Source organism: Gottfriedia acidiceleris, assembly GCF_050457485.1.
GTDB classification, from domain to species: Bacteria; Bacillota; Bacilli; order Bacillales; family Bacillaceae_G; genus Gottfriedia; species Gottfriedia acidiceleris_D.
Genome location: NZ_JBCMJM010000017.1, coordinates 106,194 through 118,814 on the forward strand (window position 1 = coordinate 106,194; position 12,621 = coordinate 118,814).

The 12,621-nt window shown below is 33.6% G+C and carries 10 protein-coding genes and 1 other annotated feature; of the genes, 2 read left to right on the forward strand and 8 right to left on the reverse strand.

The genetic code is table 11. From position 1 onward, the window contains the following. Positions 1-76 precede the first annotated feature (76 nt). The gene (locus ABEY15_RS18205) at positions 77-334 is read left to right on the forward strand and encodes a hypothetical protein (protein WP_429891553.1); all 258 of its coding nucleotides are present in this window, start codon (positions 77-79) and stop codon (positions 332-334) included. Between the two features lie 26 nt (positions 335-360). Here the strand turns inward: ABEY15_RS18205 and ABEY15_RS18210 are convergent, their stop codons facing one another. The 7 genes from ABEY15_RS18210 to ABEY15_RS18240 all read right to left on the reverse strand — a co-directional run bounded on the left by ABEY15_RS18210 (position 361) and on the right by ABEY15_RS18240 (position 8,843). Continuing rightward, positions 361-1,479: a GerAB/ArcD/ProY family transporter gene (locus ABEY15_RS18210; protein ID WP_429891554.1), complete on the reverse strand. Its 1,119-nt coding sequence runs from the start codon at positions 1,477-1,479 to the stop codon at positions 361-363. A gap of 17 nt (positions 1,480-1,496) precedes the next feature. Next, the gene (locus ABEY15_RS18215) at positions 1,497-2,678 is read right to left on the reverse strand and encodes a Ger(x)C family spore germination protein (RefSeq protein WP_429891555.1); all 1,182 of its coding nucleotides are present in this window, start codon (positions 2,676-2,678) and stop codon (positions 1,497-1,499) included. Between the two features lie 2 nt (positions 2,679-2,680). Further along, positions 2,681-4,204, reverse strand: a complete 1,524-nt coding sequence (locus ABEY15_RS18220) for a spore germination protein (protein WP_429891556.1) — start codon at positions 4,202-4,204, stop codon at positions 2,681-2,683. A gap of 272 nt (positions 4,205-4,476) precedes the next feature. Next, on the reverse strand, positions 4,477-5,808 hold the full coding sequence (locus ABEY15_RS18225; RefSeq protein ID WP_429891557.1) for a UDP-glucose dehydrogenase family protein: 1,332 nt from the start codon (positions 5,806-5,808) through the stop codon (positions 4,477-4,479). Between the two features lie 532 nt (positions 5,809-6,340). Continuing rightward, the gene (locus ABEY15_RS18230) at positions 6,341-7,342 is read right to left on the reverse strand and encodes a rod shape-determining protein (RefSeq protein ID WP_025569003.1); all 1,002 of its coding nucleotides are present in this window, start codon (positions 7,340-7,342) and stop codon (positions 6,341-6,343) included. Positions 7,343-7,499: 157 nt separating this feature from the next. After that, on the reverse strand, positions 7,500-7,769 hold the full coding sequence (spoIIID, locus tag ABEY15_RS18235; RefSeq protein WP_025569002.1) for a sporulation transcriptional regulator SpoIIID: 270 nt from the start codon (positions 7,767-7,769) through the stop codon (positions 7,500-7,502). Positions 7,770-8,048: 279 nt separating this feature from the next. After that, positions 8,049-8,843, reverse strand: a complete 795-nt coding sequence (locus ABEY15_RS18240; RefSeq protein ID WP_429891558.1) for a peptidoglycan DD-metalloendopeptidase family protein — start codon at positions 8,841-8,843, stop codon at positions 8,049-8,051. A gap of 333 nt (positions 8,844-9,176) precedes the next feature. Further along, positions 9,177-9,472, forward strand: a binding site (T-box leader). Between the two features lie 52 nt (positions 9,473-9,524). Between ABEY15_RS18240 and ABEY15_RS18245 the strand changes: the two genes are divergently transcribed. After that, a complete protein-coding gene (locus tag ABEY15_RS18245; protein ID WP_429891559.1) occupies positions 9,525-11,144 on the forward strand; it encodes a peptide ABC transporter substrate-binding protein in 1,620 nt (539 codons plus the stop codon). Between the two features lie 275 nt (positions 11,145-11,419). Here ABEY15_RS18245 and spoIID read toward each other — a convergent pair whose 3' ends face one another. Further along, positions 11,420-12,433, reverse strand: a complete 1,014-nt coding sequence (spoIID, locus tag ABEY15_RS18250) for a stage II sporulation protein D (RefSeq protein ID WP_429891560.1) — start codon at positions 12,431-12,433, stop codon at positions 11,420-11,422. Between the last annotated feature and the right edge of the window lie 188 nt (positions 12,434-12,621).

Consider the following 12,621-nt stretch of genomic DNA (forward strand, 5'->3'; position numbering starts at 1 on the left):
CCCTAACTTTTCGTATAATCACTGCCATCATATACCAAAATAATAGTAATTAGTCATTATAAATGGGGTGCGGGCATTGAAAGTATTTTGGGTTTTTCTTTGTTTATTTATACTAGAGATGTGCTTATTGGAAGGAATCGACTTATATAATGGGGATGAATTTCCTCACTTACTAACGAATATAAAGCTTAGCAAAACTGAACTAGTAGGTGAAGATTATGTATTAATTTTCTTTTTTACCGTACCATTCGGCGTTGCCAAAATCGTCCTATCGTATATGAAAAAACTAAAAAAGAAACGAAATCAAGAACAAAATCAAAATACTTCTAATTAAAACGAAAGAGAATGCAGTTAGAGCTTCTAAGCTGCATTCTCTTTTGTTTTTGTTTTTGCTTTTTTTTGGATGACTGCAATGACCAACAGAACAGTAGGAATAATGATTTGTAAAGGTATATGTAAAAAGTAAGGCACAATGTCGAGCCCTTCTTTATAGTGCTCTAAATAATCAGGTGCCATCCATATGGAACAAATTAATATGATTACTGCAATTGGATAAGTAAGTGTATCAGATTTTTTTACTTTAAATAAATCTGCCGCTCCAACGATCGCACAAAAGAAGAAAACCGTTATCTTAATAAATCCTCCTATGACGATAACAATGACAATGACAGAATCTAATCTTTGAATAAAATCAGCAATATTTATATAACTAATAGCAGTTAAGATAGGATAAGTAGCTCTTACCACCGTGTTTGCTCCTAAAACGCAAATATTAAGCATTGTTACTAACGTTAAAACCAGACCTGCAAAGATTAATCCAGGAATACCGACCTTCCATGCATACTCCTGTTTCTTTAAATAAGGTAAAAGCATTGTGAATACAAGCATTTCACCAAATGGAAATGTAACAGTCAAAGGGTAAGCCTCTTTTATTACAGTTTTCCATCCGGTCTCTAGTACGGGTCTTAAATTATCAGTTTTTATTAAACCTGCAATTACTTCAAAACCAATAATTGTTGTCGTTATGGCGATGATTACGAAAAAAAGAAACTCACATACTCTCCCGAATACTTCAAAGCCTTTAAAGATTGCATACATACATAAAAACATAATTAAAATACCGATTGAAATTAGAGATGACGCATTGTAAAGTGTAATCACGAGTAGTTCTTCAAAGTCTCTAAGAACTCGTGCTCCAATATAAATAAAATAGAGAATATAAACCATTGCTAGTAATTTACCTGCAAACCTCCCTAATATAGATTGAATATATCTCGTAAATGGTAACTCGGGATACAGTTCAAATAATTTAATGTAAACACAAAATAGTAAGCATCCAGTAACCAAAGCTATTAAAACACTAACCCAAGCATCCTGCATTGCACCAGATGCAATCCCTACTAATGTAGCGCTCCCCATTTCAAATAAAAATATAATACTAAAGAATTGGTAGGCACCAATTGATAATTTTCGATTCATTAGCATTCCCTTCTTTTCTAAAATGGATAAGCTTTTTTTCTCATACCTACATTATTTATTTGGACATCAACATCAATTTTCACTTTAGCTTTTTGAAATTGTTCATTCCAATTTTTCTCATATTTTTTAAAAACCTTTGGATCTGATAAATGTAGTTTATCGCCAAACCCAAAAATATCTGCACCATATCCTTGTGCTTTTTTAATTCCTTCATCTAGGGATTGCTTTATCGCTTTCTCACTTAATATTTCATATTTTTTTAGAGTGTTTGCCTTATCAAAATTGTCATTACAAAGTACTTCATCAATAATGGCTATCGCTTTTACTTTTATGTGAATTATTGGTATTTTACCTTTCATTTTAATCTTCGTGTCCGTTTTCACACGTGTGAGTTCCATCGAATCAAATTCTGTTTTGCTGCATTTTATTTGTATATTTGTTTCTTTTATTGCATTATCAACTATTTGTACCGATTTTGCTGGTGAGCCATCTAACCATCCTACTAGCCTTCCTTTTTTAATAACGCCTAACCCCTCAATTTTGTTATAGGATGATTTCACACTTGAAAAATTATCAAGTGTTTCAGAAGTCTTGGTTTCATTTTCTAAAATTGCACCATTAATGACTGGTTCTCTACCACTACTTGAAAGAGCTGATATTACTTGTCGCATTTGTATTTCTTGATTTTCCCCTAAAAGAGATGAAGTATTTTTAATTTTTCCTACGATCGACTTAGCCGGTAATTTATCAAGTGCTGGCAAGTTATTCATTACTCGATAAACACTGTCATTCCTTGCAATAATAACTGGAATATTAACACGTATTTTGGAATCTCGCTCAAACACATCAAATATATAGTTCAACGTTTTTTCCTTTGCTAAGTTTTCACCAATGACAACGAGTGCCACATGAGAATAGATATTTGATCGAGAAACACTTTTTGTAACGTTTCGAGCCGCCTCCGAAATGGTTCTACCTTTTTCTTCTAGGGAAATAACTGGTGTACCTATGGATCCGGTTACACTAGCAATTGCACTCGGATTAATGATTTGAAGAACCATATTGTATTGATTTTCTTTAGGTATATAATCAACACCCATAGCTACCACGATCGATACACTGTTTAATTCTTTATAATTAGAACAACTCACCAAAAGTAAACTTGTAATTAGAATTAAGATCATACATTTTCTTTTCATACTTATTCTCCAGATCTTTGTTCTTTAACGGTTTTCGTGTTTCCTTGAGTAGGTACAACTAAAATAGTATCTTTTTGACTTTTTATACGGAATGGAGCAAATGGCGCAAAATATGGCTCTCCAAAAGATCGTAGACTACACATATGCAATAATATAATTAAACCGCCAATCAAAATTCCAAATAAACCAATATAAGCTGCTGCCAATAATAATATAAACCGAAGAATCCTAGCAGCTGTTGACATATTATAATAAGGGATCGTAAAGCTAGCAATCGCAGTAATTGATACGATGATTACCATTGACGCAGATACAAATCCTGCTTGTACAGCTGCTTGCCCTAAGATTAAGGCTCCAACAATTGAAAGCGCCTGCCCAACCGCTCTTGGCATTCGAATTCCAGCTTCACGTAATACTTCAAAAACTAGTTCCATACCAAGTGCTTCAACAATCGCTGGCAATGGCACACCTTCACGTTGAGCAGCTAAGCTTACTAATAAAACCGTTGGAACTACAGCCTGATGAAAGGAAGTAATTGCAATGAAAATTCCAGGTGCAAACAAAGCAGTCCAAAAGGACAGATAACGCAGCATTCTTAAAAAAGTACCAATATATGAGCTTTGATAATAATCCTCTGGAGATTGAAAAAACTGCGTAAATGTAGCTGGTAAAATTAAGACAAATGGTGTACCAGCTACAAAGATAGAAACACGTCCTTCCAGTAAGTTACCTACTACAGCATCAGGTCTCTCTGAGTTAATCAATGTAGGAAAAATAGTCTTTTGATCGTTTTGAATATAGTTTTCAATATAGCTGGATTCTAAGATTTCATCTGCATTAATAGCCTCTAAGCGATGTTTTACTTCCCTTAATAACTCTTCATCTACAACCCCTTTTATATACATTATTTCTACGTCTGTTCTCGTTACTTCGCCTATTTTCATTGACTCAATCCGTAACGCTGGGTGCTGGATTCTATTACGAATCAGAGAAGTATTTGTACGTAAGCTTTCTGTGAAACTATCCTTTGGTCCCCTGATTACAGTTTGTGTTGAAGGCTCTGATATACTTCTAGATTGGACCATTTTTGTACATGCAACTAAGAAATTACTATCATGATCTAAAAGAACAACGGTATCTCCAATCAGTAATGCTGATAAGAGATTTGTATAGCTTGATTGTGATTTTAAACTTGAAACGGCGATTACGCTTTTTAACCCATTCTCTAAATCTGTTAATGACAGCGTTGTTTCTTTTTCTGCATTAACTTTAACGATTTTATTAATGATTCCATCATTCACTAATTTCTCATTTGAAATTCCGTCAATATGAATCACAGCAAACGAATACTGCATACCTTCTCCAAGTGTTTCATGACGAATCACAAGGTCAGAGCTATCTCCAAAATCATCTTTTATTCTTTTTATATTTTCTAAAATGTCCTTACTTAAAGAACGGGATATATTATTCTGAAATGGAATTTTTTTATTTGTAGCTGCACTATTGGTTTCTTTGTAGTTAAACACTTTTTTCCACCACCCCATAATCATGGCTTATTATTTTTATACTTTTTCCAAAATATTTCATTTAATGTATTGTTTTCTAAGTGGTTTATTTTGCACACAAAAAAAGGCTGTCTCATGAGACACCCCGCTTCACTTTTGATATAAGAATTTTTTTCCATCTAGGTTGCTCGATCTCCGAAGTGCCGTGTCTTATCCAAGCAACTTAAGGGTCCCACTCCTATTAAAGAGTCTTAGAAATTTTCAGTTCAAATGAGTCTTAAATTTATTTATAATTATTTACTAATAAGCTGTGGGATCGGATTTACTGGCTTTCGACCGATTGAGTAATAGTGAATGTTCTTTTTTTGCATTTTAATTAATTCAAAACAATTACGTCCATCAATTAATAATGGAAGCTTCATTAGCTCCTCGTACAATTGGAGATCTGTTTCTACGATTTCTCTCCATTCAGTCAAAATAAATGTGGCCTCTTTTTCATGAATAGCTTCCTTCACATTAACTGAATAATTTATGGAATCTCCGAATACTTTTCTTAATTCAGGTAAGGCATACGGATCATATACGGTTATTTTAGTACCTTCTCTGATGAACTGATTAATTAAATCGATAGAAGGTGCATGTCGAATATCATTTGTATTTGGTTTAAAGCTAACTCCTAGAATTGCAATTTCTTTATTTTTTAAATTTCCAAAAAGAGATTTTGTTAATTCGAAAAGTTTTATTTTCTGTTGATTATTAATTGTAATAACAGATTTTAATAGTTTTAAGTCTACACCTACTAGCTCAGCTTCTTTTACTAAAGCAGTCGTATCCTTTGGAAAACAAGATCCGCCATATCCAATTCCAGCTTTTAAAAACTTTGAACCGATTCTGTGGTCTAGCCCGATACCATGGGCAACATGATCAACATTAGCATCCAATTTTTCACAGATCATAGCAATTTCATTAATAAAACTTATTTTAGTAGCTAAAAAAGCATTAGATGCATACTTAATCATTTCCGCACTTCTTGCATCTGTTGTATAGATAGCTGTATTAAATGGTTTATATAATTCCTTTATTAATTCCGTTGCACTTTGGCTTTCGGAACCAATGACAATTCGATCACCATTAAATAGATCGTAAAGTGCAGAACCTTCCCTTAAAAATTCAGGATTTGATACTATATCAATCGTTAAATGTCGAGGGGCATTTTCCAACATTATTCTCTTAACTGCCTCATTCGTTCCAACTGGAACAGTGCTTTTAATAACAACTGTTAGATTTTTTTTAGCATTAATTGCGATCTCTTTCGCAACCCCTTTTAAATAGTGCAAATTTGCTGTTCCATCTGGAAGTTCTGGTGTACCGACCGCAATGAATATGATATCTGCATGGCTATAAGCTTCTTTGTAATTTGTTGTAAACTCAATTTTATTAAGGAAAATATTTTCTAATAATGATTCTTTCAAACCCGGTTCAAAAATAGGGCAAATTCCTTTTTGCAATAATTCAATTTTTTCAATATCAATATCAACACACGTTACATTGTAACCAACTGAAGCAAATGAAACTCCTGTAGTAAGACCAACATATCCCGTACCAGCAACAACTATATGCGTCATAGTTCATCCCCATCCTATACAATTAATCAGTAAAGATAAAAAAACCTTTAACACTGCCTAACGTGATAAAATTTACTCTTAATTGCAAATTCAGTTTTGATTTCTATAGGTCTATTACTTTTTAAAGGTATCTTTACTTATCCTGAAGTTCGATCATCATTTACACCAGTTAAATTAACTATCTACCAATCAACCCTTTTCGATTTTCTTTAGATCAAGTCCCAAGTGAAACTAGAGTAGCGTTTTACATAATTTTTAAGATGTTAGAGTTTTAAGTATTAAATCATATGTACTGCTTACCTAGATAATCCACGTTTTACAATTACTTAATTTAAACTTTAAATGGAGCGTTTTAAACTTTGATACTTTCCTTTTCTCTATTCTAACTATGACTACCTTCTTGTTCATCTTAACTTTACAAAACCTAAACACTATTCTTACAAAGATAACTGCTCCTAATATATTCCAAACAAAAAAATCCCAAGCTCTATATGCTTGAGATTTCAGTGTGTAGCTATATAGCTTGAGATTTTTATTTTAAGTAACGACTTGGAATTTTATCAATATTTTCTAACATAATTCCAGTACCTACTGCAACACATTGCATTGGATCTTCAGCGATGAAAACAGGTACTTTTAATTCTTCAGCAAGTAAAATATCTATTCCATGAAGTAATGCTCCGCCACCAGTAAGAATAACTCCACGATCAATAATATCAGCTGATAATTCAGGTGGAGTACGCTCTAATACTGTTTTTGCAGCTTGTACGATTAAGTAAACTGGTTCACTTAATGCTCTTTGAATTTCATCAGATTGTACAGTAATTGTACGAGGTAATCCCGTTACCATATCTCGTCCACGGATATCGATTGATTCATTTCTTGCGCCAGGGAAAACAGTACCTACTTCAATTTTAATTTGCTCTGCAGTACGCTCTCCAATTAGCAGTTTGTATTCACGCTTGATATAGTTTAAAATCTCCATATCAAACTTGTCCCCTGCCATTTTAATTGAAGAGGCGGTGACGATATCTCCCATCGATAAAACTGCGACATCGGTTGTCCCACCGCCAATATCAATTACCATGTTACCACTTGGTTGGAATATATCCATTCCAGCACCAATTGCAGCAACCTTTGGCTCTTCTTCAAGATAAACTTGTTTACCGCCACTCTTTTCAGCAGCTTCACGAATTGCTTTTTGTTCAACAGATGTGATGTTTGTTGGACAACAAATCAAAATACGCGGCTTTGACATGAATCCCTTTACATCTAATTTATTTATAAAATGACGTAGCATTGCCTCAGTAATATCAAAGTCAGCAATTACACCGTCTTTAAGTGGACGAATTGCTACGATATTACCAGGTGTACGACCTACCATGCGGCTTGCTTCTTCCCCTACTGCTAATACTTTACCGCTACTACGCTCTATTGCAACTACAGAAGGTTCGTTTAATACGATTCCCTTACCTTTAACATGTATTAAGACATTGGCTGTACCAAGATCTATTCCGATATCCTTAGAAAACATTCCTTTTGGCTCCTCCTTATTCACTATACTCATGAGCAGTTCCCCGAATACGTTCCATACCAAAATATAATTTTACCATAAAGAACTACTTTTAGTAATTAATATTTGTGAACAGGAGGTTAAATATTTCTAATTTTGTTTTCAAGGCTCAGAAACCCTATTTAGTTACTTTCTCAACGTCTTCTTTTTGATACTTTTGCTTTGTAGCCTCTCCACCGCGTAAGTGACGAATTGATTTGTGATAATCCAAAATTTCTTTTACTTCATTTGCCAAATCTGGATTGATTTCCGGTAGGCGTTCTGTTAAATCTTTGTGTACTGTGCTTTTTGATACTCCAAATTCTTTAGCTATTACACGAACTGTTTTCTTCGTCTCCACGATATATTTCCCAATCTTGATCGTTCTCTCTTTGATGTAATCGTGCACACTACTCTCCTCCTCTAAATGGATGTGAGAAGCGTGAAATGAGACTCGTTTTGACTGACTAAGCTGCTCTTTTTCCTGCTCTGACTGACCTGCTGAGGTACATTTATTTTGACTAGGTAGAAAATCCACGATTCCTCACCTCAAACACCTCTTTGATGGGTTTATAACATTGTATTAGCAAAGGTGTCTAACTATGCACAATTATCAGAAAAAAACAAGTGCCCAACACATATGGGGTATGATTCCCACGTGTTAGGCACTTTGTGAATTGCTTAATTATTATTGTTGAATTTTATTTCCATCTGAATCAGTATTAGAAGAACCTTCTTCATTGTCATCTGATACATTACCAGAAGTATTCATTGTATTAGATTCTTTTGTTTCGCCTTTTGTATTAACAGAACTAATAATTGATGAAACATCTTGTCCTTGGTATTTCTCTGGATTAATTGCTACACCATCTTTACGTAATTCATAATGAACATGAATGCCATTTTCTTTGCCAATTAAAGCTGTTCCAGCAGTACCAAGAACTTGTCCTTGTGAAACTTTTGTTCCTGGCTCAACACTTACAGATTTTAAGCTTTGGTAATATGAAACTAATCCGTTACCACTTTCTACTACAACTACATAACCTAGCTCAGCATCTTTTTGAGCTTTTGTTACAGTACCACTAAGAGCAGCAGTTACATCAAATTCTTTTCCACTTTTATCAACTAAATCCATACCAGTGTTGATCGTGAAAGTATTATTATCCATTTGAATTAATGATGCTTGTTGCTCATCTTTTGAAGCAGAGTCGTCATAATAATGACTTTTTACTTGAACTGTTGCATCCTTTGAAACTGGGTAAGTTAATTTTTCTTCTGGCTGTGAAGCTGGAATTGCTTCAGGCTCTCTCGTATCAACTGTAGTTCCAGTTTTTGTTGGAGTTGGAGCATTACTGTATTGATACCATAAAGCACCTGTCAAAATTACTGCCGCACTCACTAAATAAATTGCTGGTACAACCCAACGCTTTCTTAACATTTTAATAACTTTTTGAGAAGTTTTTTTGTTTTGTTCCTCTCTCATCCTTATCACCTCTGCAATCATTGTCAACAGATTTCTGGAATTATATACGCAATTTAGAAAATTTTAGTTCGACAAAATTCTTATTTTTCCACACAATTTCAAACTAATTCACACTAATCCACAAAATACTTGAACAATATTAACAAATGAAAGCGATTTATCCACAATTCCACAAGGTTTATACACAATATTTGTGGATAAGTTAATAAGTCTCATTATGAAGTTAATAAAATATTTTTCTTGCATTTTTCTTTTTTACAAAATATAATCACACTACAAGCTTGTACGATGTATTAAAAACCTAAACTTAAAAATTATTTCAGTCATTATATATTTTTTGCGATGATGAAGAAGAGTAGATTATATGAAAGTTTCAGAGAGCTGACGGTTGGTGCAAGTCAGTACGGACATATTTTTGAATGGGCTTCTGAGCACCCAAACCGAACCATTTATTTATGCAGTAGGCTTTGGCGGACGTCTCACCGATAAAAGAGACAGGTATTCAAACTCATGTTTCGATACTGCTTTTTGTCACAAGGTAGTTCAATTCATTTGTTTTGATACTGCAAAGTGAGTCTAAACGTTTTTAGGCTAATTAAGGTGGCACCACGGGAGTCCTCGTCCTTTCTATAAGGCGGGGACTCTTTTTTTGTACCCAAAAATAAGGAGAGAAAAAATAAAATGATATTTACTAAGAAAACCTTCATATCAATTACTTTATTACTCACATTGGCACTAGCAGGCTGTGGACAACAATCAAATCAGGTAGCTTCGAAGTCAAATGATCACACGCTACATTTAATGGATACTTCAGATATTGTCAGTCTTGATAGTTCACTAGCTTTAGATGGACCATCATTGAACGCACTTAATAGTGTAATGGAAGGTCTTTATATGCCAAATGAAAAAGGAGAATACGTCCCCGCTGCTGCTTTGTCACATAAAGTTAGTACGGATGGTAAAGTTTATACATTTACTTTAAGAGATGCTAAATATTCAAATGGAGACCCAGTAACAGCAAAAGACTTTGTTTTTGCAATGAAACGAGCAGTCGATCCAAATACTAAAGCTCAGTTTGCATACGATTTATATGATATTGAAAATGCAAAAGAAATTAACCAAGGAAAGTTATCTGTGGATAAACTCGGGGTAACTGCACTGGACGATAAAACATTACAAATTAAACTTGAACGTCCTATTCCATATTTCATTCAACTGACTAGTTTACCAATGTTCTTCCCGTTAAATGAAAAATTCGTTAAAGAGCAAGGTAGCAAATATGGTCTAGAAGCAAATACAACTTTATATAACGGTCCTTACGTTGTAAGTAAATGGGATCATGAAGCTGGATTCACAATGACAAAAAATCCACAATACTATGATAAAAAGAATGTCCATGTAAATAAAATTGACGTTAAAATCATGAAAGAAACAACAACTGCAGTTAATCTCTATGAAACAGGTGAACTTGACCAAGCGATTATTGATTCTAACGTTATCGATCGTTATAAAGGTAATAAAGAATTAAACAAATTAGCTATGCCAATTATCTCTTACATCAGCTTTAATCAAAAAAATCCATTTTTAGCAAATCTAAAAATGCGTAAGGCAATCGCAAATGGCTTTAATAAAGAGGACATTAGTACAACGCTATTAAACGATGGTTCTATTCCTACTGATCGAATTATTCCTAAAGGTTTAGTAAAAAACTCTAAAGGCGTCGACTTTGTTAGCTCAACATCTCATCCTTCTGCAGTAAGTTTAGAGGAGGCGAAATCACTTTTTAAAGAAGCTTTATCTGAAAGTGGTAAGTCAAAAGCTGCAATTTCATTACTAGTAAGTGATAACAATACATCGCGTAAAATCGGTGAATATTTAAAATCACAATTAGAAACAAATTTAAAAGGTCTAACAGTTAATATTGTCGTACAACCTGCACAACAAAAATTCGAATTGCGTCAGCAAGGAAACTATGATCTTTCTCTAGATACATGGGGTGCAGATTATCCAGATCCAACGACTTATTTAGAGCTATTTACATCTAAATCGGCTTTAAATGTATTAAATTATAAAAACGCTCAATATGACGAATTTATTCAAAAAGCAAATACAATCAGCTTACAAAACGAAACAGAACGTACTCAACTCCTTCATAATGCTGAAGACCTTTTACTAGATGATGCTGCGATTGCTCCAGTTTACCAAGCTGGCTATGTATACTTGCAAAAATCAAATGTAAAAAACATAAAGGTACGTCCATTTGTTGGATATTTTTATTATAAATATGCTCAAAAGCAGTAAGGGCTAAGAAAAGAAGAGGAATTGTAGTGTAATCTTATGTATCGTAAGGAACTGAAATTGAACCTGCATGTTGCAAATAACACTGGTATTTCTGCAATTAAACTTCTTAATTTCCCAAAATCAATATTTTATTTAATCAAAAAACACTCTAAGTGAACGAATCTTAGTTCGATTTAGAGTGTTTTTTATGTTATTTTCTTCTTTTCATATAAAACCGATCTTAGCGGTTATACAAAAAAACAGACCTTAATGAGGTCTGTCTTACTGTACCTTTCTCAAAGCTTCTCTAATAGGTCATAGTCCTTCTTACTAAGCTTCTTTATGTTAATTCCCTTATAATAATACTTAACAATCTCATCGTATGTTTTTCCTTGCTTAGCAAGCTCATTTGCTCCGTATTGACTCATACCTACTCCATGGCCAAAACCTTTTGTTGTAATGATAATATCATTACCTGAACGCTCCCAAGAAAAATCTGTTGAACGTAGGTTTAGTTTTTCTCTAATCTCTTTCCCTGAAAGAGTTTTTTTACCAAACGCCACTTGTTCTACACGTTTACCTTGTGTTCTCGAAGTGACTTTCCCTATGTCTGACTTATTAATTTTCACATTAAGTTTCTTTTCAAAATCACTTATTGTAAATGATTTTTTTGATATATAGTTGGGAGCAACGGAATCCCAAGGACTCGGTACGCTTTTTAAATATGGTACACTATTTTTCCAATATTCTTCGGAGTTTTCTGTGTATCCATTGCTTGTGGAGAAGAATGAAGCAGTTATAGGTTGTCCATCGTAAGTTAATATTTGTCCTTCAGTGGCTTTTACAGCTTTTTCAATTTTAGCTATATTTTTATCGTATTCAGCACCATATCTTTTCTTCAGATCGTCACGATCCTGAAAGACTTGAAAATTAACTGAATCATCAACAATTCCACCCTCATCAAGTGGTTTTCCTTCTTTCAACCGTTTGATGATAAATGTTCTTGCACTTAAACTTTGTGCTTTTAATGCTTCTGTTTCAAATTTTGCTGGCATTTCTGATGCTACTACTCCTAATACGTATTCCTCGATTGGTAGTTTTTCAACTTTTTGTGTTTTTGTTCTAAAAACTTCAATACTTAGATTGTCATTTTTGTTCGCTGCTGCGACTTGGTTTGCTTTTTTCTGTAGCTGATCAACCAATCTACCATCTGTGTGGCTATGAAATGGTAGAACAAGCAATGTAGGGATAATAATAACGACTGAGCAAGTAGTTAATCCTGCAGTGATTAATGTTTTAAATGACTTCATATTTTCCTCCTATCCATTTCAAAACAACTTTAAATGACAATTTTCAACTAATTGCCTTTTCTAAAGATAATTTATGTATATGGACAAGCATTTAGAACAAGTAATAGATTGTTTCAAATTAGATTCTTTTAACAAATTGTATTATTTTTTTATTATTTTTAGAATATTTTATAAGGTTTCTGTCTATA

Excerpts from the sequence above, each read along its gene's own strand:
- ABEY15_RS18240 (WP_429891558.1), bottom strand. The coding sequence starts at position 8,843 with ATGAGAGAGGAACAAAACAAAAAAACTTCTCAAAAAGTTATTAAAATG.
- ABEY15_RS18210 (WP_429891554.1), bottom strand. The coding sequence starts at position 1,479 with ATGAATCGAAAATTATCAATTGGTGCCTACCAATTCTTTAGTATTATA.
- ABEY15_RS18225 (WP_429891557.1), bottom strand. The coding sequence starts at position 5,808 with ATGACGCATATAGTTGTTGCTGGTACGGGATATGTTGGTCTTACTACA.
- ABEY15_RS18245 (WP_429891559.1), top strand. The coding sequence starts at position 9,525 with ATGATATTTACTAAGAAAACCTTCATATCAATTACTTTATTACTCACA.
- spoIID (WP_429891560.1), bottom strand. The coding sequence starts at position 12,433 with ATGAAGTCATTTAAAACATTAATCACTGCAGGATTAACTACTTGCTCA.
- ABEY15_RS18215 (WP_429891555.1), bottom strand. The coding sequence starts at position 2,678 with ATGAAAAGAAAATGTATGATCTTAATTCTAATTACAAGTTTACTTTTG.
- ABEY15_RS18230 (WP_025569003.1), bottom strand. The coding sequence starts at position 7,342 with ATGTTTTCTAAGGATATCGGAATAGATCTTGGTACAGCCAATGTCTTA.